The sequence below is a fragment of the Bradyrhizobium sp. 41S5 genome, from assembly GCF_011516665.3.
GTDB lineage: Bacteria > Pseudomonadota > Alphaproteobacteria > Rhizobiales > Xanthobacteraceae > Bradyrhizobium > Bradyrhizobium quebecense.
In genome coordinates this window covers 6,394,656-6,419,679 of the sequence record NZ_CP083721.1, presented here as the reverse complement: position 1 = coordinate 6,419,679, position 25,024 = coordinate 6,394,656, and the positions used below count along the sequence as shown (strand labels likewise).

The 25,024-nt window shown below is 64.7% G+C and carries 23 protein-coding genes; 16 read left to right on the top strand and 7 right to left on the bottom strand.

Translation table 11 applies throughout. The features are described from left to right. Positions 1-25: 25 nt before the first annotated feature. Both HAP47_RS30830 and HAP47_RS30825 read right to left on the bottom strand, forming a co-directional pair. A complete protein-coding gene (locus tag HAP47_RS30830) occupies positions 26-1,324 on the bottom strand; it encodes a serine hydrolase domain-containing protein (protein ID WP_371821681.1) in 1,299 nt (432 codons plus the stop codon). A 104-nt stretch (positions 1,325-1,428) separates the two neighbouring features. Beyond that, positions 1,429-2,805 (bottom strand): aminotransferase-like domain-containing protein, encoded by a 1,377-nt coding sequence (locus tag HAP47_RS30825; RefSeq protein WP_173641341.1) that lies wholly within the window; start codon positions 2,803-2,805, stop codon positions 1,429-1,431. Positions 2,806-2,886: 81 nt separating this feature from the next. Here HAP47_RS30825 and HAP47_RS30820 point away from each other — a divergent pair, with 81 nt between their 5' ends. Both HAP47_RS30820 and HAP47_RS30815 read left to right on the top strand, forming a co-directional pair. Then, complete coding sequence (locus HAP47_RS30820) at positions 2,887-3,321, top strand: DUF983 domain-containing protein (protein WP_231168480.1); 435 nt, start codon at positions 2,887-2,889, stop codon at positions 3,319-3,321. A gap of 221 nt (positions 3,322-3,542) precedes the next feature. Further along, positions 3,543-3,947, top strand: a complete 405-nt coding sequence (locus HAP47_RS30815) for a hypothetical protein (RefSeq protein ID WP_173641343.1) — start codon at positions 3,543-3,545, stop codon at positions 3,945-3,947. Positions 3,948-4,110: 163 nt separating this feature from the next. Here HAP47_RS30815 and HAP47_RS30810 read toward each other — a convergent pair whose 3' ends face one another. Next, a complete protein-coding gene (locus HAP47_RS30810) occupies positions 4,111-5,310 on the bottom strand; it encodes a multidrug effflux MFS transporter (protein WP_210285629.1) in 1,200 nt (399 codons plus the stop codon). Between the two features lie 326 nt (positions 5,311-5,636). On the opposite strand from HAP47_RS30810, the gene HAP47_RS30805 reads away from it, so the two are divergent. Further along, the gene (locus HAP47_RS30805; RefSeq protein WP_173641345.1) at positions 5,637-6,971 is read left to right on the top strand and encodes an MFS transporter; all 1,335 of its coding nucleotides are present in this window, start codon (positions 5,637-5,639) and stop codon (positions 6,969-6,971) included. Positions 6,972-7,089: 118 nt separating this feature from the next. Here the strand turns inward: HAP47_RS30805 and HAP47_RS30800 are convergent, their stop codons facing one another. The 4 genes from HAP47_RS30800 to HAP47_RS30785 all read right to left on the bottom strand — a co-directional run bounded on the left by HAP47_RS30800 (position 7,090) and on the right by HAP47_RS30785 (position 11,073). Beyond that, on the bottom strand, positions 7,090-7,722 hold the full coding sequence (locus HAP47_RS30800; protein ID WP_173641346.1) for an aspartate/glutamate racemase family protein: 633 nt from the start codon (positions 7,720-7,722) through the stop codon (positions 7,090-7,092). Between the two features lie 85 nt (positions 7,723-7,807). After that, positions 7,808-8,818 (bottom strand): amino acid ABC transporter substrate-binding protein, encoded by a 1,011-nt coding sequence (locus tag HAP47_RS30795; RefSeq protein WP_173641347.1) that lies wholly within the window; start codon positions 8,816-8,818, stop codon positions 7,808-7,810. A 12-nt stretch (positions 8,819-8,830) separates the two neighbouring features. Next, complete coding sequence (locus HAP47_RS30790) at positions 8,831-10,180, bottom strand: aspartate aminotransferase family protein (protein ID WP_173643043.1); 1,350 nt, start codon at positions 10,178-10,180, stop codon at positions 8,831-8,833. Positions 10,181-10,197: 17 nt separating this feature from the next. Continuing rightward, positions 10,198-11,073: a MurR/RpiR family transcriptional regulator gene (locus HAP47_RS30785; RefSeq protein WP_173641348.1), complete on the bottom strand. Its 876-nt coding sequence runs from the start codon at positions 11,071-11,073 to the stop codon at positions 10,198-10,200. Between the two features lie 171 nt (positions 11,074-11,244). On the opposite strand from HAP47_RS30785, the gene HAP47_RS30780 reads away from it, so the two are divergent. The 13 genes from HAP47_RS30780 to pncA all read left to right on the top strand — a co-directional run bounded on the left by HAP47_RS30780 (position 11,245) and on the right by pncA (position 24,899). Continuing rightward, complete coding sequence (locus tag HAP47_RS30780; protein WP_210285630.1) at positions 11,245-12,381, top strand: amino acid ABC transporter permease; 1,137 nt, start codon at positions 11,245-11,247, stop codon at positions 12,379-12,381. A gap of 1 nt (position 12,382) precedes the next feature. Further along, the gene (locus HAP47_RS30775; protein WP_173641350.1) at positions 12,383-13,504 is read left to right on the top strand and encodes an amino acid ABC transporter permease; all 1,122 of its coding nucleotides are present in this window, start codon (positions 12,383-12,385) and stop codon (positions 13,502-13,504) included. A 127-nt stretch (positions 13,505-13,631) separates the two neighbouring features. Beyond that, a complete protein-coding gene (locus HAP47_RS30770; RefSeq protein WP_173641351.1) occupies positions 13,632-14,426 on the top strand; it encodes a FadR/GntR family transcriptional regulator in 795 nt (264 codons plus the stop codon). Positions 14,427-14,470: 44 nt separating this feature from the next. Continuing rightward, positions 14,471-14,668 (top strand): hypothetical protein, encoded by a 198-nt coding sequence (locus HAP47_RS30765; protein ID WP_173641352.1) that lies wholly within the window; start codon positions 14,471-14,473, stop codon positions 14,666-14,668. A gap of 40 nt (positions 14,669-14,708) precedes the next feature. Then, positions 14,709-16,139 (top strand): amidase family protein, encoded by a 1,431-nt coding sequence (locus tag HAP47_RS30760; RefSeq protein WP_231168478.1) that lies wholly within the window; start codon positions 14,709-14,711, stop codon positions 16,137-16,139. 217 nt (positions 16,140-16,356) lie between these two features. Further along, positions 16,357-17,577 (top strand): ABC transporter substrate-binding protein, encoded by a 1,221-nt coding sequence (locus tag HAP47_RS30755; protein WP_173641353.1) that lies wholly within the window; start codon positions 16,357-16,359, stop codon positions 17,575-17,577. 951 nt (positions 17,578-18,528) lie between these two features. After that, on the top strand, positions 18,529-19,281 hold the full coding sequence (gene cnbZ / locus HAP47_RS30750) for a 2-amino-5-chloromuconate deaminase CnbZ (RefSeq protein ID WP_173641354.1): 753 nt from the start codon (positions 18,529-18,531) through the stop codon (positions 19,279-19,281). Positions 19,282-19,405: 124 nt separating this feature from the next. Next, positions 19,406-20,998 carry a flavin monoamine oxidase family protein gene (locus HAP47_RS30745; RefSeq protein ID WP_173641355.1) on the top strand — a complete coding sequence of 531 codons (1,593 nt, stop codon included), beginning with the start codon at positions 19,406-19,408 and terminating at the stop codon, positions 20,996-20,998. Continuing rightward, positions 20,995-21,405: a c-type cytochrome gene (locus tag HAP47_RS30740; protein WP_231168476.1), complete on the top strand. Its 411-nt coding sequence runs from the start codon at positions 20,995-20,997 to the stop codon at positions 21,403-21,405. The genes HAP47_RS30745 and HAP47_RS30740 overlap by 4 nt, the downstream gene beginning before the upstream one ends. Positions 21,406-21,424: 19 nt before the next feature. Then, positions 21,425-21,913: a Rid family hydrolase gene (locus HAP47_RS30735; protein WP_173641356.1), complete on the top strand. Its 489-nt coding sequence runs from the start codon at positions 21,425-21,427 to the stop codon at positions 21,911-21,913. A gap of 150 nt (positions 21,914-22,063) precedes the next feature. Beyond that, positions 22,064-23,461, top strand: coding sequence for a M20/M25/M40 family metallo-hydrolase (locus HAP47_RS30730; RefSeq protein WP_210285336.1), 1,398 nt, complete (start codon positions 22,064-22,066; stop codon positions 23,459-23,461). Further along, positions 23,461-24,279 (top strand): aspartate dehydrogenase, encoded by an 819-nt coding sequence (locus HAP47_RS30725; RefSeq protein ID WP_173641357.1) that lies wholly within the window; start codon positions 23,461-23,463, stop codon positions 24,277-24,279. The genes HAP47_RS30730 and HAP47_RS30725 overlap by 1 nt, the downstream gene beginning before the upstream one ends. Continuing rightward, the gene (pncA, locus tag HAP47_RS30720) at positions 24,279-24,899 is read left to right on the top strand and encodes a bifunctional nicotinamidase/pyrazinamidase (RefSeq protein WP_173643047.1); all 621 of its coding nucleotides are present in this window, start codon (positions 24,279-24,281) and stop codon (positions 24,897-24,899) included. Before HAP47_RS30725 ends, pncA begins: the two co-directional genes overlap by 1 nt. Positions 24,900-25,024: the final 125 nt, after the last annotated feature.

The window sequence follows — 25,024 nt, the reverse complement described above, 5'->3', positions numbered from 1 at the left end:
GCAATGACGCAGCCAGCGGCGGAACTCAATCCGGGCTGAACGCCTCGTACACCAGTTTCCGGAACGCCGGCGTGATGCGCTGGCGCTCGTTCTGGGTCTGCTCCAGCATGATGTAGATCATGTCGAGCTTCGGATCGACGCCGAAATAGGTGCCGCTGCCGCTGTCCCATTTCAATTCGCCGATCGAGCCGGGCGGCGGCGGCTTGGCGATACCGGGATCGGTGCGCACCGCGATGCCGTAGCCGTAGCCGAAGCCGTCGCCGGGGAAGTACCAATAGTCGCGGCCGACGCCGGAGCCCGGCCCGATATGGTCCCTCGTCATGTCCTTGAAGGCCGCCGGGCTCAGATAGCGCTTGCCGTCGAGCTCGCCGCCATTGAGCAGCATCTGCGCGAAGCGCGCATAGTCGAGAATGGTCGACACCAGGCCGCCGCCGCCGGACTCCCACTCCGGATGCGCGCGCCGGTCGTTCTCCCCGTCAATCAGGATCGTGTCCGAGGGCAGCGGTTCGGCCAGCCGCGTCCGTTCGGTTTCCGCATCGAGCACGTATCTGGTGTCGTTCATCTTCAAGGGATCGAAGATGCGCTCCTTTTCGAACTGATAGAGCGACTTGCCCGAGACAACCTCGATCACCCGGCCGAGCACGTCGGTGGAATGACCGTAGCGCCACAACGTACCGGGCTGACGTGACAGCGGCAGCCTGGCGAGCCTTGCTGTGAACTCCTTGTTGTCGAATTTCCCGTCGAACAGATGCCCTGCGCGATAGATTTTCTGGATCCAGTCGGCGCCGATGTATTCGTAGGTGATGCCCGAGGTGTGCCGCATCAGGTCCTCGATCGTGACCGGGCGGATCGGCGGCACCAGTTCCACCTTGGCCGGATCGTTGCCGCCGTCGGGTTCGATCGCGACCTTCACGTCCGCGAACGCCGGAATGTATTTCGACAGCGGGTCCTGCGGCGACAGCTTGCCCTCGTCGACCAGCATCATCGCGGCGGTGTTGGTGATCGGTTTGGTCATCGAATGCAATGCGAACATCGTATCGGGCCGCATCGGCGACTTGGTCGTGATGTCGCGATAGCCGAAGGTCTTCAGATAGACCGGCTTGCCGTGCTGCTGGATCAGGATGGCGGCGCCTGGAATTTTTCCTGTCGCAACCTCGTTGTTGAAGAACGCGGTGATGCGTTCGAGCCTTTCTGACGACGGGGCAGGGGCCTCGGTGGCGCGCGCCGCACTTGATGTGACAAATGCAAGATACACGATCGCGGTCACTACCTCACGGAGCGTCCGCACGTCAGTGTGGAATGCTCGATCGTATCCGCATGACATTGAAAGCCGCCCCTGTCTGATGGCCTGAACGCCGCAGTTTTAGCGCAGGCGCCCCGCACCATAATCATTCTCGGGCGAGTTTATTCCCCAACGATGGTTGAAATTTATACAATTTGGGTGGCGCCGACCGGCGTGCGCACGGCGTTCGACAGCACCTGCAGCGCCTGGCTCAGTTCGGCGCGATTGCGCGCGGCGCCGAGCGAGACGCGCAAGCCGCGCGGCGCGGCCTCGCCTGCCGCAAAGGCGTCTTCGCCGACCACGGCCAGGCCATTGCGCATCAGATGCGACAGCAGGTCGGTGCCGTCGAAATGTTTTGGCAGCGGCATCCAGAGATGGTGGCTCGCCGGCCGCGCCGCATAGGTGATCCCTTTGAGGAAGCGGGCCGCAAGCTGCTGGCGCGCGGCGGCTTCGTTGCGGATGGCGCGGATGATGTCGGCGGCGACGCCGGAGCGCAGCCAATGCGTGACCAGCGCGACCATCAGCGATGGCGGCATCTGCATGGTGGCCTGCATGCCGGCGCGCATCCGCTGCTCGGCGGTCGCATCGGGCGCCAGCAGATAGGCGACGCGCAAGGCCGGCGCGATACATTTGGCGATGCTCGCGGCAAGGTAGGTGCGTTCGGGAATCAGCGTGGCGATCGGCGCCACCTGCGGTTCGAGCGGGCCGTAGACGTCGTCCTCGATCAGGACGCAGCCGCGCTTCCTGATGATGTCGGCGATCGCCTTGCGTCTGATGGCACTCATCGTCGCCGTGGTCGGGTTCTGCTGCGTCGGCACCAGATAGACAACCTTCGGCTTGTGCTTGCGGCAGGCATCGTCGAGCGCGTCGGGCCTGGCGCCCTCGGCGTCCATCGCAACGCCGATGAGGCGGACATCGAGCCGCGCGGCCGCGGCCTTGATGCCGGGAAACGTCAACGCCTCCGTCACCACGGCATCCCCGGGCGAGGTCAGCGCCAGCAGTGCGTTGAAGATGATCGCCTGCGATCCTGGATAGATCACGATCCGCTCGGCCGATGCCTGCGGCACGCGCGGTAGCAGCCACGCGACGCCGGCGTCCCGCTCCTCCGCGATGCCGCCGGGACGCGCATAGCCGAGATAGGCGGAGAACCCGGCCTCGGAGCGGATGGTGGCAAGTCCTTGCGCGATGCGCAGATCGAGATTGGCCTCGACCGGCTGCGGCGGCAAATTCATCGACAGGTCGATGTTGACGGGCGCGGGCAGATCGGACGCAGCGCGCGCGGTGGTCTCCGAGACGAAAGTGCCCTGGCCGACCCGGGCGTCGAGCAGCCCGCGCCGGCGCGCCTCGCCATATGCGCGCGTCACGGTGGTGAGATCGATGTCGAGCGCTGACGCCAGCGCGCGATGGGTCGGCAGCCGCTGGCCGCGGACCAGCCGGCCGCTTGCGATGTCGGCGGCGAGCGCATCGACGATGCGCAGGAACATCGGGCCGTGCCATTCCGAAACTGTAGGGATCCAATCCATGCAATCCGGCGATTTGTCTTTGATTGTATGCCCCACAATTCATATTGTATGGATCATCAGATCAGGTCAAGGACAACGACAATGACCGAGACGGTTTCCCTGCCAAAGGCGATGTGGCGCGGCTTCACGATGAAGTGCCCGAACTGCGGGCGTGGCCATCTGTTCGGTCGCTTCCTCAAGGTGGCGGATCACTGCGAGGTCTGCGGCGAGGACTTCACCCCGCAGCGCGCGGACGATTTCCCGGCCTATCTCGTGATCGTCGTGGTCGGCCACGTCGTGGTCCCGGCGCTGCTCTGGATGGAAATGACCTACGCGCCGCCGGCCTGGCTGCAACTCGCGATCTGGCTGCCGGTCACGCTGTTCAGCGCGCTCGGACTGCTGCAGCCGACCAAGGGCGCGATCGTCGGCCTGCAGTGGCAGCTTGGGATGGAAGGGTTTGCGGCGACGCGGCGTGTCGCCGCGCCGGTGCGGGCGCGGACCAACGCCGGCTCTGTAGGGCGGATTAGCGGAGCGTAATCCGCCCTAGCTCCGCGAGCGAGGGCTCAAGCGTAATCTCCGTGCCGCTTGCGAGAAGGATGGCGGCCATGACGGCTTGAGCGTTGGATCGCTGTCAGGCATTATCGGGCGACGACGCTAAGTCGGGTAAGGTGCGGTCCAATGATGCGGGATGCGTCCTGCTTGACGCCGTGGCAACACGGACCTTCCGCCATATCTGGTCGTTCCGAGGTGGTTGAAAGATGGATGAGCGCCTTCGATCAATCATTGCTGATTTGCGAGCGAAGAGTTCCGGTGAGGCTGCTGACTGGCTGATGAGGCATTATCCAGTTAGCGGCGATGGCGAAGCCATAACCATCATCCAACACCTATCGTGGAAGAAAGCTGAGCAGATTCGATTGGCTGAATATTACCTGAGCGCGATACCGTTCGCTTCGGCCAGGCCCTATGAGGTTTTCGCATCGTTCATACAGACGCGTCGTCTGGTCGATATCATGCGCAAGTACATGCCTAACAAAGATCGTAGGCAATTGCTCGAATATCATGCTGGGCCAGTGCTGACTCGGGCAGCGAAAACTCCGGAGGACAATGAAGCCGTGCAGAGTTTTCTGGGAGAATTGAGAGGAGGGGTTCAATATTCTGGATGAGCCCATCAGCACCGTAGGGCGGACTAGCGACTTGTCCGCCGTAGCTGAGCGAGCGAAGGCGGAAGCGTGATCCGCCGCGCTTGCGAGAAGGATGGTGGGTTACACCTTCCGCGTTCGCTTGTTGAGCTACGGCGGATGTCGTCGGCTAACCCACGCTACGAAATCAAATCGGATGATGATGCGGCCGGAACATGCGGCCCTTCTCCGTCACCAGCACCACGGCGAGCGCGGCCAGCGTGCAGAGGAAGAAGCCGGTCGCGAATGGCAGCAGCGTGCCGTCGTAATCCTGGCCGATCGTGGTTCCGACGCCGATCCCGAGCAGAGTGGTGATGGTGCCGTAGAGCGAGGACGCGGTGCCAGCGATCTTGCCCTGCGGCTCCATCGCGAGCGCAGTGAAGTTCGCCATCATCAGGCCGAATGCGAACATCATCAGGCCGGCCAGCACCATGAACAGCGGCAGCGACAGCGTGTCGGTCTTCACGGCGAGGAACAGCGCGCCGGCGACCACGGCAAAACCGGTCAGCGCGGCGTGCGAGATCACGCGCATGCCGATGCGGCCGACGATGCGCGAATTGAGGAATCCGGCGATCGCGACGCCGACCGCGCACGCCGCAAAGGCGACCGGGAAGTAGTGCCCGAGCTTGAAGATCTCGGTGAAGATCTGCTGCGACGAGAACACGAAGGCAAACAGCGAGCCCTGCACGCCGCCGGCGGCGAGCGCGTAGCCGAGCGTCTGGCGGTTGGTGACGGTCTGGCGGAACGCGGACAGCACCTCGGGGATCGCCAGCGACTTGCGCAATTCGAGCGGCAGCGTCTCCGGCATCCGCATCGCGCTCCAGGCGAGCGCGATCACGCCGTAGATCATCAGCAGCACGAAGATGCCGCGCCAATGCGTCAGCAACATCACCGCCTGGCCGAATGACGGCGCGATGACGGGCACCGCGATGAACACCATCATCGCCAGCGACATCACGCTCGCCATGCGCCGTCCGGCATAGCAGTCGCGCACGATCGAGGTTGCGATCACGCGGGTCGCCGCGGTGCCGAGTCCTTGCAGCGCGCGCGCCAGGAGCAGCGTCTCGAACGAGGGCGCCATGATCGCGAGCAGCCCGGCGATGGTGTAGACGGTCATGCCGCCGAGCAGCACCGGGCGGCGGCCGAAGCGGTCCGACAGCGGGCCCATCACGAACTGGCCGACGCCGAAGCCGACCAGGAAGATCGACAGCACCATCTGCGGACGGTTGGCGTCGGCGATCTGGAACGCGGAGCGGATGTTCGGCAGCGCCGGCAGCATCATGTCCATCGCCAGCGGGTTGAGCGCCATGATGGAGGCGATGATGACGACGAATTCGGGAAAGCCCATCGGGCGGTGGCCTGAGGACACCCAGGCATCGGCATTGATGTCAGACACTTAAAACCCCTTGGAGACTCCCAGCATAGCGGCCTTGCTGCATTGCACAATCGACGTTTTGGGATGGGAGACCGTCGGCGGCGGGTGAGGTAGCCGAATCATGGAACCGGCCGCGAGGCCGTCGGCTGGTACTATGTCGTTGCTGCTGCAACTATTTTACTCGTCCCGCGCTGGAAGCTTTGCTATCCCGGTACCAGCATCCGTACGGGCAGGCGCATCGCGGCCGATCATGCGCGCACGGCCAAGAACGGGTTCAAGAACGGGTTTGGGGAGGCCACATGACCATCGAAATGTCCGCGCGCTCGCGCGGCGCTACGCTGTCGGATGAGGAGCGCAAGGTCCTCACCGCAACGCTCGTCGGCACCACGATCGAGTGGTACGACTTCTTCGTCTACGCCCAGGCGGCGGGCCTGGTGTTCGGCGCGCTGTTCTTCGCGCCGATGAACGCGAACAATCCGCTGCTGGCGCAGATCGTCTCGTTCGCGACGCTCGGCCTCTCATTCCTGTTCCGCCCGTTAGGGGCCATCGTCTGCGGCCATCTCGGCGACCGCTTCGGGCGCAAGAACATGCTCGTCGTCACGCTGCTGTTGATGGGCGCTGCGACCGCGCTGGTCGGCCTGCTGCCGACCTACGCGCAGATCGGCGCCTGGGCGCCGGCACTCCTGATTCTTCTCCGCATCCTGCAGGGCTTCTCGGCCGGCGGCGAGTGGGGCGGGGCGGCGCTGATGGCGGTGGAATCGGCTCCTCGCGACAAGCGCAGCTTCTTCGGCTCGTTCCCGCAGATCGGCACGCCGCTCGGCATGATCCTGGCAACCGGCGTGTTGTGGGTGCTGACAGCTTCGCTCGGCAAGCAGGCGATGATCGAATGGGGCTGGCGCATTCCGTTCCTGCTCTCGATCCTCCTGATCGTCGTCGGTATCGTGATCCGCCGCACGGTCGAAGAGTCCCCGGTGTTCCTGGCGATGCAGCGGCGGCACAAGGAATCCTCCGCGCCGCTGCGGGAATTGATGCGCAATCACAGCAAGGAGATCCTGCGCACCGCGTTGATCTTCATGGCCAACAATGCGGCCGGATATATCCTGATCGCGTTCATCATCAGCTATGGCACCAACACGCTGAAGATGCCGTCGGAGCAGCTGCTCTTGATCGGCACGCTGGCGGCGGTGAGCTGGTTCATCTTCACGCTGCTCGGTGGCATCCTCGGCGACAGAATCGGTCGCGTGCGCTGCTTCCAGATCGGCTACGGCCTGATGGTGCTGTGGGCGGTGCCGATGTGGTTCCTGATCGACAGCAAGAACCTGCTGCTGTTCTTCGTCAGCGCCGTCGGTCTCACCATCGCGCTCGGTCTGTCCTATGGTCCGCAGGCGGCACTCTATGCCGAGCTGTTTCCGGCCAAGGTGCGCTATTCCGGCGTCTCGATCGGCTACGCGCTCGGCGCCATCTTGGGCGGTGCCTTCGCGCCGATGATCGCGCAATGGATCATCGGCACCTACGGCCAGTCCTGGCGCGTCGGCGTTTATATCGCGGTGCTGTCGCTGATCTCGCTGATCACGGTGTCGACGATCAGGGATCCGCAAGGCGCCGATTTGAATGTGAATGACGCGGGCGGGTAGGCACTGCAGGGCGGCGAATTCGCATCTCCGTCATTGCGAGGAGCGAAGCGACGAAGCTATCCATCGCGCCGCATATGCTGCGCGATGGATTGCTTCGCTTCGCTCGCAATGACGGGGCTCACGCTCCGAGCATCGCCTTCAGCTTCTTGACCGCGCTGTCGGGTGTCGTCAGCACCTCGCGCCCGGTGACCTCGGCGACGCGCTCGGCGGCCGGCGCCATGCTGTATTGCGCGAGCGCGATCAGATCGCAGTCGCCCAAGTCTCTCGACGCTTCGACCACGATGCGATCATGCTCGGCGCGGTCGCCACGATCCAGCGCCGCCAGCGCGCCGTCGGCGAGTTTTGGCACCAGCGTGACGTGCGATGGAAACTCCGGCGGCATCGACACCAGCGTCGGCGGGAAGGTCGAGAGCAGGCCGATGCGTCGTCCCTTCGCGACCGCCTGTTCGATCATCGCCTCGTTCGGCTTCAGCACCGGCATCGGCGCGTGCACGCGCGCCACCGCCTCGATGCAGGGCCCGAACGCCGAGCACGTGAAGAGAATTCCGTCGGCGCCGGAGCTGACGGCGTAGCGGCCCATGGTGAGGAAACGCTCGGTCATGCGCTCGCTGAGCTTGCCGTCGCGCGCAAGGTCGGCCGACAGGCTGTCGTCGAGCAGGTTCATCAGCCGCGCCTCCGGCCAATGGCGAGCGAACGAGGCCTCGATCGGTACGATCGAATGTTTCAGTGCGTGAATGAGGGTGATACGCATCGATGTTTCTTGCTCTCCCTCTCCCCGCGGGGAGAGGGTTGGGGTGAGGGGGTCTTTCCCCGCAATCGGGGCGAGGTACGAAGCGTTACTTGAACGGGATCGCGTACATCAACCCGCCCTTGCTCCAGGTGCCGTTGAGGCCGCGCTCGAGCTTCAAGGGGCTCGCCTTGCCGACATTGCGCTCGAAGATCTCGCCGTAATTGCCGCCCGCCTTGATCGCGGCGACCAGCCATTTGTTGTCGAGGCCGAGCCGGCTGCCGAGATCGCCGGACGCGCCGAGCAGGCGCTGGATCGCCGGGACCTGCGACTTCGTCATCTCGTCGACATTGGCCTGCGTGACGCCGAGCTCTTCGGCCTCGACCAGGCCGTAATGCAGCCAGGTGATGATGTCGCTCCAGACTTCGTCGCCGTTGCGGGTGAACGGGCCGAGCGGCTCCTTGCTGATGGTCTGCGGCAGCACGACGTAATCTTCCGCCTTTGGCGCGGCGGTCGCGACCGCGCCCGCGAGCGCCGAGGCGTCCTGGGTCATGGCATCGCAGCGGCCGCCGAAGAAGGTCTGGTACATGGTATCGGGGCGGTCGAACACCAAAGGCTTCCAGTCGATGCCGTTGGCGCGGCCGTAATCGCCGAGCGTCACCTCATGCGTGGTGCCCTGCGCGACGCAGACGGTGGCGCCCTTGAGGTCCTTCAGCTCCTTCACGCCGAGGTCCTTCTTCACCACAAAACCCTGGCCGTCGTAGAAATTGACCGGGCCCTGGCGCAGGCCGAGCGTGGTGCCGCGCAGAAAGGTCTGCGTCGAGTTGCGGTAGAGCACGTCGATCTCGCCGGACTGCAGCGCGGTGAAGCGGTTCTGCGCGGTCAGCGCGACGTAGCGCACCTTATTGGCATCGCCGAGGATGCCTGCGGCAAGCGCGCGGCAATAGTCGACATCGAGGCCCTTGAAGTTGCCTTGCGAGTCCGGTGCCGAGAAGCCGGCAAAGCCGGTCGAGACGCCGCACACCAGCGTGCCGCGCTGCTTGATGGTGTCGAGCGTCGTCGCGCTTGCGCCCGTGATGCTTGCGGCGAGCAGGCTCGCCGCGATCAATGTCTTCCTCATCCTGTCCTCCTCCTAATGACCAACATCTTTCAACGCGCTGTCTACCGCAGCGCCGAGCCTTTCGACGATCATGTCGATGTCGCCGGAAGTTGCGATATAGGGCGGGGCGAGCAGCACATGGTCGCCGCGCTGGCCGTCGGCGGTGCCGCCCGACGGATAGCAGCCGAGCCCGCCGGCAAACGCTGTGGACTTGATCCGTTGATGCAGCTTCAGCTTGGGATCGAACGGCTGCCGCGTGCCGCGGTCGGCGACCAGCTCGATCGCCCAGAACAGGCCCCGGCCCCTGATGTCGCCGACATGGCGGTGATTGCCGAAGCGTTCGGTGAGCCGCTGCTCGAGCTGGCGGCCACGCTCCTTGACCTGGTCGAGCAGCTTCTCCTCACTGATCACCTTCTGCACTTCGAGCGCGGCAGCACAGGCGAGCGGATGCGCGAGATAAGTGTGGCCGTGCTGGAACGCGCCCGAGCCGTTGCGCACGGTGTCGACGATGGCACCGCTCGCAAGCATCGCGCCGATCGGCTGGTAGCCGCCGCCGAGTCCCTTGGCGACCGCCTGGATGTCGGGCGCGATGCCTTCCTGCTCCCACGCATGCAGTGTGCCGGTGCGGCCCATGCCGCACATCACCTCGTCGAGGATCAAGAGCGCGCCGTGACGGTTGCAGATCTCGCGCACCGCCTTGAAGTAACCTTCCGGCGCCGGCACGCAGCCGGCGGTGGCGCCGACCACCGGCTCGGCGATGAAGGCGGCAACGTTCTCGGGGCCGAGCCGCTGGAATTCCGCTTCGAGCTCGGCGGCGAGCCGGGCCACAAACGCGGCCTCCGATTCATCATCGCGCTTCTCGTGATAGGCGAAGGCCGGGGTGACGTGGCTGAACGCTGGTGACAGCAGCGGCGCATAGGGCTCGCGCCGCCAGGCATTGCCGCCGGCCGACAGCGCGCCGAGCGTGTTGCCGTGATAGCTCTGGCGGCGCGCGATGAAGCGTGCACGCTTCGGCTCGCCGCGCTCGATGAAATATTGCCGCGCCAGCTTGATCGAGGCCTCGATCGCCTCCGACCCGCCGCTGACGAAATAGACGTAGCCGAGGCCGCCGGGCTCGTGGCCGACCAGCCGCTCGGCGAGCTCTTCCGCAGGCTCCGACGAGAAGAAGCCGGTATGCGCATAGGCAAGCTTGGACGCCTGCTTTGCGATCGCAGCAAGAATACGCGGGTGCTGGTGGCCGAGGCAGGACACCGCGGCGCCGCCGGAGGAATCGAGAATGCGGTGGCCATCCTCCGCGATCAACCAGACGCCGTCGCCGCCGACCGCTTTCGGCGGGGTTTCGCGCAGGCTGCGATGCATCACGCGGCTCTTGTTGGCGGCCAAGGGGACTGCCATGATACTTATCCTTTCTCGACAAAATATTGCGACATCGCGGCAAGCCGGCCCTCAGTCTCCTCCAGCTTGCGCTTGGCACCCGCGCCGCCCAGCGTGAAGGCGACGGCGGCCAGCGACTGCGCTACCGCAATTGCGCCGGTGAGGCTCGGGAAGAAGCCGGGCGAGGAGGCGGCCTCGAACAGCAAGAGATGATCGGCGCCCTCGGCCATCGGCGCGCTGATCGTGTCGGCGATCGCGATCAGCGTGGCGCGCGCCTGATGCGCTGCACGCGCGGTCTCGACGCTGACCAATGTGTAGGGCGCAAAGCCGATCACGACCACGGCGTCGCCTGAGCGGAAGGCGCCGTGGTCGAGATCGAACGGGCCGGAACCGCCGACCAGCTGCACGGCATCGGGACGGAACAGGCGGAGCTGATAGGTGAGGAGTTCCGCAACGCTGCGGCAGCTGCGAAAGCCCGTGATCCAGATTCTATCAGCGGCGTGCAGCGCACGCGCGGCGTCCGCGATCGCGCTCGCGGAAATCCGTGCAAGCCCCGCGGCTTCCGCCTCGAGCTTGTCGTGCACCAGTTTGACATCGGCATTCGGCCCGGCGCGGCGGCCCTTGGCGCGGCCGGAGAACGGCGAGCCCTGCGCCGGCCGTCGCGCCTCGGTGAGTGCGGCGCGCAATTCGTCCCAGCCGGAATAGCCGAGTGCCTTGGCAAGACGGGTGAAGGATGCAGGGTCGGCGCCGGCGACCGAGGCGAGCTCGCGCATCGAGCGGGTGGTGGCGTCGTAATCATTGGCTGCGACAAAACGTCCGACTTCCTGCAAACGCGTCGGCAGCGACGGCAATGCGCTGCACAATTCGTTCAGGGGCGATGGTTTCGGCTGAGCCTGGCCCATGAAACATATGTTGCACGAATATCAATTTGGTGCAACATATGAAGTGCGCAGCCTCGAACACGCTCTTGCGCATGGCAGAAGATCGCTTCTCACTGGGATCCTTGTGCTGTGACGACATCGACGCCGAAACGCCTTCCCGCCCGGGCTCCACGTCGGTCCTGGCGGCTTTCGCTGAGCGATCCCCGCGTCGCCGGCCTGTTCTGGCAGGTCCTGGTGGTCGCCATCGCGGTCGCCATCGTCGCATGGTTGTGGTCGAACGCGGTCCATAATCTCTCGGTGCGGCGCATCTCGACCGGCTTTGCCTTCCTCGGTCGCGAAGCCGGCATGCCGATCGCGGATTCCTGGATCGATTACTCGCCGAAGAACACTTACCTGCGCGCCTTCATTGTCGGCATCGTCAACACGCTGCGCGTCGCTGTCATCGGCATCGTGCTGGCGACCGTGATCGGCACGCTGGTGGGCATCGCGCGGCTGTCGTCGAACTGGCTGCTGGCGCGGCTCGCCGCTGTTTATGTCGAGGTGCTGCGCGACCTGCCGCTGCTGCTGCAGCTGTTGTTCTGGTACGTGCTGATGCAAGGGCTGCCGGCCGCGCGTCAGGCGTGGAAGCCGATCGAGGGCGTGTTCCTCTCCAATCGCGGGCTGATACTGCCGTCGGTCCCGTTGCAGGAGGCCAATTGGTGGACGATCCTGGCGCTGGTCGCGGGTCTCGTCGTGCTCCATCTCGTCAGGCGCCGCCTGATCGCGCAGCAGATGCTCGACGGCAAGGCGCGGCCGACCTGGCCCTACGCGCTCGGCCTCGTGGTCGCGCTGCCCGCGCTGGTGTCGTGGCTCTCGGGCGCCAGCTGGAGCATCATGCTGCCGGAGCTGCGCGGCTTCAACTTCGTCGGCAGCCTGACCTTGGCGCCGGAATACTTTGCGCTGCTGATCGCGCTCGTCACCTACACTTCGGCGTTCATCGCGGAGATCGTGCGCAGTGGCATCCAGGCGGTGCCGCGCGGCCAGTCGGAGGCCGCCAAGGCGCTCGGGCTGAAGCGCGGCTTCGTCTTGCAGCAGATCGTGCTGCCGCAGGCGCTGCGTGTCATCATCCCGCCGATGACCAGCCAGTATCTCAACCTGACGAAAAATTCCTCGCTCGCGGTCGCGGTCGGCTACCAGGACATCGTCTCGATCGCCAACACCACGCTGAACCAGACCGGGCAGGCGATCGAGTCGATCGCGCTGATCATGATGGTGTTCCTCACCATCAGCCTCGGCATCAGCCTGTTCATGAACTGGTACAATGCGCGGATCGCGCTGGTGGAGCGCTGAGATGAGCTCGGTCGCACACCTTCCGCAGGATCCGCTGCCGATCGGGCCGCGGCCCGCACCACGGGCGCTCGGCGGACATCTCACCGCGTGGCTGCGCGCCAACCTGTTCGCCTCGATCCCGTCCAGCATCATGACGCTGCTGCTGCTGTTCGTGCTCGGCAAGGCCTGCATCGGCCTCTGGCAATGGGGCATTGCCAACGCGGTCTGGATCGTCTCCGGCAACGACACCAGCGCCTGCCGCGCGCTGCGCGGCGCCGGCGCCTGCTGGGCGGTCGTGCCCGAGAAGTACCGCTTCATCCTGTTCGGTACCTATCCGTTCGACGAGCAGTGGCGGCCGGCGCTCGCGGTCCTGATCTTCATCGCGCTGTTCGCGGTCTCGAGCCGCCGCAGCTTCTGGCGCAAGGAGCTGTTCCTGCTCTGGGCCGCAGCCTTGATCGCGATCGGATGCCTGATGTGGGGCGGCTTCCTTGGGCTGTCCTTTGTCACGCAGGACCGCTGGGGCGGGCTGCCGGTGACCTTGATCCTCGCGACGTTCGGGCTCGCCTTCGGTTTCCCGCTCGGAATTTTGGTGGCACTCGGCCGCCGCTCAAAGCTGCCTGCAATCCGCTCGCTCTGCGTGCTCTATGTCGAGCTCATCCGCGGCGTGCCGCTGATCAGCCTGCTGTTCATGGCGAGCGTGATGTTCCCGCTGTTCATGCCCGACGGCGTCAACATCGACAAACTGCTGCGCGCGCAGATCGCCTTCATCCTCTATGCCGGAGCCTACCTTGCGGAAGTGGTGCGGGGCGGCCTGCAGGCGGTGCCGCGCGGACAATATGAGGCCGCCGATGCGCTCGGGCTGTCGTACTGGGAGAAGAACGCGCTGATCGTGCTGCCGCAGGCGATCCGCCACGTCATCCCGCCGCTGGTCAACACCTTCATAGCCTTCTTCAAGGACACCAGCCTGGTCCTGATCATCGGCATCTTCGACCTCTTGACGACGGCGAAGACCGCGATCGTCGATCCGGCCTGGCAGTCGTTCAGCGTCGAGGTCTATGTTTTCGTCGGTGTGATCTACTTCGTGTTCTGCTTTGGGATGTCGCGCTACAGCCGCGGCCTCGAGGCACAGCGCGGAGCGAACTGAGCGATCGTCTCTCGCCAATTCCTGAATGTTGGGTCGGCCGTCATGCCCGGGATGAGCCCCGGGTACGACGACCTTTTTGGGGCGATCGCCCTTGCCAAGCCGTCTCGATCCTATTTATGATCATAAAATGGATAAATCGGCTCTCCCCTCCCTGGACCCGTCGCGGCGCGCCTCGATCAAGCGCAAGCGCTCGGACGCCGTTGCCGATCAGATCCGCAGCCACATCTTCCAGGCCGGCTTGCAGCCGAACGACCGGCTGCCACAGGAGGTTGAGCTGATCGAGATGTTCGGCTGCAGCCGCTCGACCATCCGCGAGGCGCTCAAATCATTGGAAGTGCAGGGGCTGGTGCAGAACACCACCGGTCCCGGCGGCGGCGCGCGGGTGGCGCCGGTGTCGATCAACCGGATCGTCGGCCTGCTCAGCAACTACTTCTATTTCCAGTCGATCAGCACCGCGCAGATCTACCAGATCCGCCGCCTGATCGAGCCGGAGCTCGCCTTCAGCGTGGTCGGCCACCTCACAGCGGCGCATTTCGCCGCGCTCGACAAGGCGATCGCGGTTCAGGAGCACCATCCGGGCGGCATCGCGGACTGGGAGCACCACCGCCACGCCGAGATCGATTTCCACGACATCCTGATCGAGGCCTGTCCCAATCCGCTGCTCGGCCTGGTCGCCCGCTTCGTCAACGAGGCGATCCGGCACTTGATCGGCAAGCTCGGCGTGCAGGAATTCGCATCCAGCTTCACCTGCGAGAATATCGGGTTTCACAAGCGCCTGATGACCGCGTTCCGCTCCGGCAATGCCGCGCGCGCCCGACGCGTGATGCTCGACCATGTGCTGAGCGCCGAAGCCGTGGTCGTCCCCGCGGAAGACCGCCGCATGGATCTGCCCGTCTTTCACCAGCCGTTGCGGCTCGACTGAACCGCATCGGCTGACTGTTGCATCACGCGTTGGAGGAAACAACAATGGTTAGGCGGCGCGAGAATGAATTGTGGAGCTGGTCGGCCGTCGATCTGGCGCGGGCGATCGCGACGCGCGCGATCTCCAGCCGGGACGCGGTGCAATCCAGCCTCGATCGGATCGCAGAGGTTAATCCGGCGTTGAACGCTGAGGTGATCGAGGCGCGTGCGTCGACGCTGACGCCGATCGATCCGCGAGACTGAACCAACAACAAAGCACTCAACACAACCGGGAGAACAACACGTGACGAATGCACCGATCTGGCAATGGTCCGCCGTCGAGACGGCCGCGGCGATCAGGAACAACGAAGTGACCTCGGAGCAGGTGGTTCGCGCCCATCTCGACCGCATGCACGCGGCCAATCCGGCGCTCAACGCCGTCGTCATTGATCTCGGCGACGCTGCGCTGAAGGCCGCCAAGGCGGCCGACGAAGCGCTGACGGCAAGCAAAGGGAAGGGCGGCGCCGTCGGACCGCTGCACGGCGTGCCGGTCACGATCAAAATCAACATCGACGTCGAGGGCCAGGCCAATTCGAACGGCGTGGTCGCGTTCAAGGACAATATCGCGCCGGGCGACTCGCCGGTGACGGCCAATCTCAAGAAGGCCGGCGCAATCATCATCGGCCTGACCAACACGCCGGAATTCTCGCTCCGCGGCTTCACGGACAACCCGCTGCACGGCCTGACGCGCAATCCCTGGAACGCGAACGTGACCTGCGGCGGATCATCGGGCGGCGCCGGCGCATCGATCGCGGCCGGCATCGGCACCATCGCGCATGGCAACGACATCGGCGGCTCCCTACGCTGGCCGGCGCATTGCAACGGCATCGCCACCATCAAGCCGACCCAAGGCCGGATTCCGGCGTTCAATCCCAGCGCCACGGCAGAACGGCCGCTGATGGCGCAGTTCATGTCGTCGCAAGGACCGCTGGCGCGCCACGTCGCCGACGTCCGCCTCGGCTTGGAGGTGATGGCGCAGCGCGATCCGCGCGATCCCTGGTACGTGCCGGCGCCGTTGACGGGGCCGAAGCCTACCGCACCGGTCAAGGTCGCGCTCGCAAAGATCCCTGAAGACATGGTGACCGATCGCGGCGTGATCGCGCTTCAGCGCAAGGCGGCTGATCATCTGGCCGATGCGGGCTACGCGGTCAGCGAAGTCGAGGTGCCCGATCTCAACAAGGTCTGGCAGCTCTGGTGCGACCTGATCATGACCGAGACCCGTGTGTTGCAGCAGGACCAGATGCTGGCGGCGACGAGTGCCGACTTCCAGAAGACGTTCCGCGGCTTCATGGCGCTGGCCAACCCGCTCGACCAGGCCGGCTACATGAAGGCGATCGCCGAGCGGTCGCGCCACATCAGGAATTGGATGATGTTCCTCGAGCAGTATCCGCTGGTGCTGATGCCGACCTCGGTGCGCCAGACGCCGGAGGTCAATGCCGATCTCGGCGGCGACCAGCGCGTCAAGGAGTTGTTCTGGAACGATTTGCGCTTTATTTCGTCGATGAACGTGCTGGGGCTGCCGGCGGCCGTGGTGCCGGTCGGCCTGCATGAAGGGTTGCCGGTCGGCGTCCAGATCGTCGGCTCGCGCTATCGCGAGGACATGTGCCTCGATGCCGCCGAGGCGATCGAGCGCAAGGTCGGCATCCTGGCAAGACAATTGTGGGAGCGGCGCTGAGGCGATTTCGAAACCATCCAGCACTGTAAGGAACGCCGCGGCGAAAATCTCGTCGCGGCGTTCGCATGATCGGCGACGCGCGTATCGGCGCCCGGGCATGTTCCTCCTCCCGGAATTCTTGCGCGGAATCGCAGAGCGCCATGCCAGCGATGGGGTTGTCGGCGATCCCTGATTGCTTCAGGAGTTCGTCCGAACCATCCGAACCCTTGGGAACGAAATGTCCATCACAAAACGCTCGCCTGTCCTGGTCGCAATTGCCGCCGTGTGTCTCTCCCTTGCGGCCGGCGCTGCTCGCGCGGAGGATGGTGTCCTGCGGGTCGGCATCATCACCGACATGAGCGGGCAATATTCCGACGGCAATGGCCCGGGATCGGTGATCGCGGCGCAAATGGCCGCGGAGGAAATCGGCGGCACGGTCGCCGGACGCAAGATCGAGATCATCTCCGCGGATCACCAGAACAAGCCTGACGTGGCGACCGGCATCGTGCGCAACTGGATCGACAACAAGGGTGTCGACGTCATCGCCGAAGGCGTCAATTCCGCGGTGGCGCTCGCGATCCAGACCGTGACGCGCGAACGCAAGAAGCTGTTTCTGATCTCGGGCTCCGGCTCATCCGACCTCACCGGCAAGCAGTGTTCGCCGACCAGCGTGCAGTGGACCTACGACACCTATGCCTCCTCGAATGCGACGGCGAAGGCCGTGGTAGCGCGCGGCGGCTCGCCCTGGTTCTTCCTCACGGCGGATTACGCGTTCGGCCAGGCGCTGGAGCGCGACGCCAGCAAGGCCGTGACATCGGCCGGCGGCAAGGTGCTGGGCGCCGTCCGTCATCCGTTCGACACCGCCGATTTCTCGTCCTTCCTGTTGCAGGCGCAGTCCTCCGGCGCCAAGATCCTGGCGCTCGCCAACGCCGGCTCCGATTTCCGCAACGCGGTGTCCCAGGCCGACGAGTTCAACATCCGCGCCAGCATGCAGCTCGTCGCGCTGCAGGTGACGCTCACCGACGTGCCGGCGCTTGGCCTCGCGCATGCGCACGATCTGCTGTTCACCGATTCCTTCTATTGGGATCGCACGCCCGAGACCCGCGTCTTCGCCCAGGAATTCTTCAAGCGGCATGGCGCGATGCCCACGGCCTACCAGGCCGGCGTCAACTCGGCGCTGCGGCATTATTTCAAGGCGGTCGCGGCGACCAACTCGGTGGCTTCAGAGACCGTGATCGCGCAGATGCGCAAGACCCCGGTCAATGATTTCTTTGCCCAGAACGGCGTCGTACGCGAGGACGGCCGCATGGTGCACGACATGTATCTGATGCGCATCAAGAAGCCGGAAGAGTCCAAGAGCAAGTGGGATCTCTACGAATATCTCGCGACGGTGCCGGGCGACCAGGCCTTCCGTCCGCTCGATGAAGGCGGCTGCCCCTACGTCGCCAAGGCGCATTAGGGAGCGAGACGCCGCAGAATGCTGTGAGGTGAGCACGTCTCTCAGGCTCCCTCTCCCCTTGCGGGAGAGGGAGGGGAGAAGGGGGGCCCGGGCGAGATGATCGATGAGGACATCGCTCTCGGGATTCGTTCGCTTGTCGTCGTGACAGATACGGAGAGAGCCCGCCGTGTGGCGCCTCTCCGCAAGGGGAGAGGGGAACCTTCCGCCGGTGCCCGCTTCACGCGCGCGTGCCACTGAGTTGCCCGACGGCGCAAGCCCCCGCCGCAAATATATTTCGCTTTATCCGAAGTGCAACTCAGTGTATGGTTTGCCCGTCTCACCCGATCGAGGGGCGCTGCGCATCGTCACGGGTGTTGCGGTGAGATGCGGTGGACGCCGATCGCGCAACTGACGAGTGCGCGTGAAGCGGACGGCGAAGTCGTGTGGTCCTGACGCCCTAGCGGCAGGTGTCTTTTCACAACGCGCTACGCGTCTTGTGAAGGCGGTGACAAGCAAGCCCAGTCTCGCCGGGGAGAGCACGAAGTAAGCCGTAAAACCATCGCGCAGGGAAAGCCGGAGTTCCCGGTTACACCTGTGGTCCTACCCCCGAGCTTTCTACCCATTGCTCGGGGCCCATGGGTGCGATCGGCACCCGGCTTTCCCTGTGCCCTCTGCAAGAGGAGGGCGGAACGAAAGAGCAAAGCTCGGGCTCATGTCGCGAGAATGCGAACGTGCGACTCACAAGCGGCGCAACACACTCAGCGTCGTCCTGGCGAAAGCCAGGACCCATTACCCCAAATCTCAATCGTTGCGCGACGCTGGGGCCGCGATTCCATTCATCACGAAATGCGGGTGGTTATCGGTCCTGGCTTTCGCCAGGACGACGGCTGTGGTGAAATCGAGCAGTTCGTGCATACCCTCCATCGCGAACCTCGCGACGGCCGCACCACCGTATCCACATCAAGAGGCAACATGACCAACACCAGCGAGGCTCCCGACGGCGGCTACCGCTTCATGCCCGGCGTCAGTCAGTATTCCTGCGGCGTCGGTGCGCTGCCCGGTTATGCCATCGAGCGGGTCAGGTTCTCCGAACTGATACCCTTGAGCGCGGGTTTTGAACGGATTTCCGATATCATCAGGGGCGCGGGCCGTCCGCTGACCGCGTTCGCTGCCTGCGAACTGCGCTCGCCGGCGCCGTTCACCGAGGACGGGTTCAAGGCGTTCAACGAAATCTACATCAAGACGCTGATCGCCTGGGGTGTGATGCGCGACGGCGTCAATCCGGTGGCGCGCAGCAACGTCTGTCCAAAACTCGATCCGCCCGCCGAGCCGTCGTTGCACGCCTTCTGCTACACGGTGCCGGCTGCGAAGGACGCGCCGACGAGCTTCGTCGTCGCCGGCAGCGGCGAGTCGGTCGAGGGCAAGGCCAATTATCGCGATCATACTGTCGCGCCCGGCGACACCAGCCCGGCCGGCATTCTGGCGAAGGCCAAATTCGTGCTTGGCGAGATGGAACGCCGGATGAGCGCGTTCGGCGGCTCCTGGCGCGACACCACCGCGGTGCAGCTCTACACCGTGCACGATGCCTATCCGGTGCTCGAAAGCGAGCTCGGCCGCCGTGGCGTGCTTCGCAATGGCCTGACCTGGCATTTCGACCGGCCGCCGGTGGTTGGATTAGACTATGAAATGGACTGCCGGCGCGTGCAACTCGAACGCGTGGTGTGAGGTATCGGTCGCGTGACGCATCAAAAGCGCGTGTGGGCGCATGTGTAAGCGCGTGCGCTTTCTTGACACGGGTCGCGTCAACCGTTTCCCTTCGCCATCGAAATCAGTGGCTGGGTGAACGCGGGTGCAGAACCAATCTGTGATCAGGCGGCGGGATTTGCTGGCGCTGATCGGGACCATCGCCGGCAGTTCGGCGATGTATCAGGCGATGACGAGCCTCGGTTTCGCATCCGAGTCCGCCTACAAGGGCCCGCTCAAGCTCACAGGCGACGTGAAGGGCGCTTCGGTGCTGATTCTCGGCGCGGGGCTTGCCGGCATGACGGCGGCGCTGGAACTGCGCAAGGCAGGCTACAAGGTCCAGATCCTCGAATTCAACAGCCGCGCCGGCGGTCGCAACTGGTCGATCCGCGGCGGTGACAGCTTTACCGAACTCGGCGGCTTCAAGCAGACCTGCCAGTTCGAGCAGGGGCTCTATCTCAATCCCGGCCCGTGGCGGATTCCCTATCATCATCGCGCTCTGCTCGATTACTGCCGCCGGCTTAACGTGACGCTGGAACCCTTCATCCAGCTCAACCACAACGCCTATCTGCACGCGACGCGTGCGTTCGACGGCAAGCCGCAACGCTTTCGCAGCATCAAGGCGGACTTCCAGGGCGGAGTGTCGGAGCTGCTCGCGAAAGTCAGCCAGCAGGGCCGGCTCGATGAATTCGTCAGCAAGGAGGACCAGGAGATCCTGCTGCAGGCGCTGCGGGAGTGGGGCGCACTGGATCGCGACTACAAGTACAGTGCCAATCTCCGCTCCGCCGACGTGCGCGGTTATGCACGCGATCCCGGCGGCGGCCTGATGGGCGATCCACTGCCCAGCGATCCGATCTCGCTGCAGGAACTGCTGCGGTCGCGGATGTGGCGCTATGTGCAGAGCTTCGCGCACTACGATTTTCAGACCACCATGTTCCAGCCGGTCGGCGGCATGGACATGATCGGCAAGGCGTTCGCGCGCGAGGTCGGCGATCTCATCCGCTATAACGCCAAGGTCACGCAGATCCAGCAGAACGGCTCCGGCGTCACCGTGAGCTATGTCGACACCGCCAGTTCATCCGCGGTGCAGCAGGCGACCGCCGACTGGTGCATCTGCACCATCCCGCTGCCGATCCTGAGCCAGCTGCCTCTCGACGTCGGTGGGCCGATGAAGAATGCGATCGATTCCTTGCCCTACGCCGCCTCGGTGAAGGTCGGGCTGCAGTTCAAGCGGCGGTTCTGGGAGGAGGATGAGGCGATCTACGGCGGCATCAGCTATACCGATCTGCCGATCCGGAATATCGGCTATCCGAACTCTGGCTTCAACCGCAGCGGCCGCGGCGTCCTGCTCGGCGCCTATCTGTATGAAGGCGCCAATTCCTTCGAGTTCACGGCAATGACGCCGGCCGAGCGGGTCGCCAGCGCGGTCGAGTTCGGCGCCAAGATCCATCCGCAGTACAAAAGCGAGTTCGAGAACGGCGTCGCGGTGGCGTGGCATCGCGTGCCGTTCACGCTCGGCTGCGCCGGTGAATGGACCGAAGCCGGGCGGGCGCAGCATTACCGCAATCTCTGCCAGATCGACGGCCGCATCGCGTTGGCGGGTGAGCACGCTTCGCAGCTGCCGGCCTGGCAGGAGGGTGCGATCCTGTCCGCGCTCGATGCGATTACCCGATTGCACGAACGCGTGGTGAAGACATGATGGTGCGGACAGGAACACCGGTTATCGCGGCGCTGATTTTGCTGTCGGCGACTGCGGCCCTCGGGCAGGACAGCGGGGTGACCAAGCGCACCTTCTCTTCAGGCTACCGTTTCGTGGAGATGACCGGCGAAGAGCTGTTCGGCAATGTCTGCCAGGGCTGCCACATGCCGGATGCGACGGGCGCAAGCGGCGCCGGCACCTATCCTTCGCTCGCCGGCAACAAGAATCTCGAGACCGGCAGCTATCCGATCTACCTGGTCGTCAATGGCCGCCGCGGCATGCCGGCGTTCGGCGACATGATGACCGATGGTCAAGTCGCCGCAGTTGTGAATTATCTGCGGACGCACTTCGGCAACACCTATCAGGACGCGATGACGACCAAGGACGTCCAGGACGCCCGCCGCTAACCACTTTGGAGAGAGTTCGATGAAATTCATCGGTATCGCACTGGGCGCCGCGCTGTCGGCGATGGCGACCGCTGCCTCGGCTGATGTGGTCAGGCATCCGATTCCCAACTCGACATTTCCGATCGCGCAGGCCGTGACCGTCACCGGCAACACCACGACGGTCTATGTCAGCGGCCAGGTGCCGCCGGTCGCCAACAAGGATGCCGATCCGTCGAGCCCGCAGGCCTATGGCGACACCAAGACCCAGACCGTCGGCGTGCTCAACCGCATCAAGGCCATTCTGGAAGGCCAAGGGCTTGGCATGGGCGATGTCGTCAAGATGCAGGTGTTCCTGGTGCACAACGCGGCTGCGCCGATGGACTTCAAGGCTTTCATGGAGGGCTACACCCAGTTCTTCGGCGGCAGCCAGCCGAACCTGCCGGCGCGCTCGGTGGTCGGCGTCGCCGCGCTTGCCAATCCCGGCTTCCTGGTCGAGATCGAGGTGATTGCGGCCAAGGATGCCAAATAAGGACTCCAATTGGCGTGCGCGAAAGCGCGGAGCATGCGCGCGGAAATTGGAGGGCTCGCCGTCTTGCCAAAGCGCGTGCCGCCTGTCTGAATTCATCTCCAATCAGGTGGTGGAATTCTGGGAGAGCACGATGTCGCACAAGGCCGAAACATGGTTCGATTATTGCTGATGTCGGCGGCGTTCGCTCCGGTCCTGCTCGCGTCCGGCGCCAGCGCGCTGGGACTGACCGAACAGCAGCAATTTGCCCGCGGCATCTACCAGGAACTGGTCGAGATCAACACGACCACCGCGACTGGCGATACGCAAAAGGCGGCGGAAGCGATGGGCGCGCGGCTCCGCGCGGCAGGCTTTCCGGAGGGCGACGTGCATGTGTTCTCGCCCGCACCGCACAAGGGCAATCTGGTGGCACGGCTGCGCGGCTCCGGCGCGCGCAAGCCGATCCTGCTGGTCGCCCATATCGACGTTGTGCCGGCCAACCGCGAGGACTGGTCGGTCGATCCGTTCAAGCTCACCGAGCAGGACGGCTATTTCTATGGCCGCGGCTCGAGCGACGACAAATACATGGCGTCCGCCTTCATCACCAACCTGATCCGCTACAAAAAGGAGGGCTACAAGCCGGACCGGGACATCATCGTCGCCCTCGAGACCGACGAGGAGATCCTCGATGCCAACGGCCTTGGCATGCAGTGGCTGATCAAGAACCACCGCGACCTGATCGACGCCGAGTTCGCGCTCAACGAAGGCGGCGGCGTCGGCCTGAAGAACGGCAAGGCGATCCGCAGCAGCGTGCAGACCAGCGAGAAGGTCTCGATCGGCTACCAGCTCACCGTGAAGGATCGCGGTGGCCATAGCTCGCTGCCGCGCAAGGACAATGCGATCTATCGGCTCGCGGAGGGCCTGGTGCGGCTCTCCAAATACGACTTCCCGATGAATCTTAACGAGACCACGCGGATCTATTTCACCAAGACCGCCGAAGTCGACAAGTCGCATGCCGATGATATCAAAGCCATCCTGGCGCCGCAGCCCGATCCGGCGGCGCTGGCGCGCTTGTCGGAGAATCCCGGCTACAACGCGCAGCTCCGCACCACCTGCGTCGCGACCATGCTGGAGGGCGGCCACGCCATCAATGCGCTGCCGCAGCTGGCAACCGCCAAGGTGAATTGCCGGATCCTGCCCGGCGAGCCGGTCGAAGGCGTCCAGGCGACGATCGAGCGCGTGCTCGCCGACAAGCAGATCGAGGTGACCCCGACCGGCAAAGCCGTGTTGAGCCCGCCGTCGCCCTTGAACGAGGAGATTATGGGATCGGTCGAGAAGCTGTCGAAGGAATTCTGGCCGAATGCCGAAATCGTCCCCGTGATGAGCACTGGTGCCACCGACGGCAGCTATCTGCGCAATGCCGGAATTCCGACCTATGGTCACTCAGGGCTCGGCGCCGATGTCGATGACAACCGGAACCATGGCAAGGACGAGCGCGTGCTCGTCAAGTCATTCTACGAGGGCGAGGAGTACCTCTATCGCCTGGTCAAGATGCTCGCCGGCGGGAAATGATGGCTGACAACAAGGCAAAGACACGGGTTGCGGTTGCTGGCCTCGGTGCGATCGGCGCTGATGTCGTCAAGGCGCTCGATCGGGGCATCGAAGGCCTGACGCTGGTTGCGGTGTCGGCGAACAGTCCGGACAAGCACCGCGGCTGGATCGCCGAGCTCAAGTCCGCGCCGAAGCTGGTGCCGATCGATGAGCTTGCCGAGCTCGCCGACATCGTGGTCGAGTGCGCGCCGAGCAAGCTGGTGCGCGTGATCGTGGCGCCGGTGGTCGAGCGCGGCAAGACCGCGGTCGTGCTCAGCGTCGGCGCGCTGTTGCAGAACGAGGATCTGGTCGACCTCGCGAAAGCGCATGGCGGCCAGATCATCGTGCCGACCGGAGCGCTGATCGGGCTTGATGCCGTGACCGCGGCCGCGGTCGGGACCATCCATTCGGCGAGGCTCGTGACGCGGAAGCCGGTCGCGGGCCTCATCGGCGCGCCGCATCTGGTCGAGAACAACATCCGGATCGATGACATCACCGAGCCGCTGCGCATCTTCGAGGGCAGCGCGCGCGATGCGGCAAAGGGCTTTCCGGCCAATCTCAACGTCGCGGTGGCGCTGTCGCTCGCCGGCATCGGCCCCGATCGAACCAGGGTCGAGATTTGGGCGGATCCGACGGTGACACGCAACACCCACCGAATCGAGGTCGATTCCGATTCCGCGCGGTTCTCGATGACGATCGAGAACATCCCCTCGGAGAACCCCAAGACCGGCCGCATCACGGCGCTGTCGGTGATCGCCTGCCTGCGCAAGCTGCGCGCGTCGTTGCGGATCGGGACGTGATGAAGATCGGGCCCGACGATCTCTTGCTGATCATCGACGTGCAGAACGATTTCTGCCCGGGCGGCGCGCTGGCGGTGGCCGACGGCGATGCCGTCGTGCCTGTCGTCAACCAGCTCGCCGCGCGCTTCGACCATGTCGTGCTGACCCAGGACTGGCACCCGGCAGGCCACAACTCGTTTGCGAGCTCGCATCCGGGCGCGGCGGCGTTCTCCTCGGTCACCATGCCCTATGGGCCGCAGACGCTGTGGCCGGATCATTGCATCCAGGGCACAGTCGGCGCCGCGTTTCATCCCGACCTCGTAACCGACCGGGCCGAGCTCGTGATCCGCAAGGGGTTTCGGGCCGCGATCGATTCCTATTCGGCGTTCTTCGAGAACGACCGGATAACGCCGACCGGGCTCGCCGGTTATCTGCGCGAGCGCAGCCTCAGGCGCGTCGTGATGGCCGGGCTCGCCACCGATTTCTGCGTGCAGTATTCGGCGCTCGATGCGCGGCGGCTCGGCTTCGAGACCGCGGTCGTGCTGCCGGGCTGCCGTGCCATCGATCTCGGCGGCTCGCTTGCTGCCGCCACGGCGGCGATGCGAGAGGCCGGCGTGGCCCTCGTTGAGGAGATCGCCTGAGCGTGGTCGGGCCGGGGCAAAAACCATTGTTTTGACTGGCCTTTTGTTCTAATCCCCAGCCGTTGATGATCACGCCAGCGGAGCTTTCGTGTCGGGACAGGTTTTGCGGATAGGGACACGCAAGA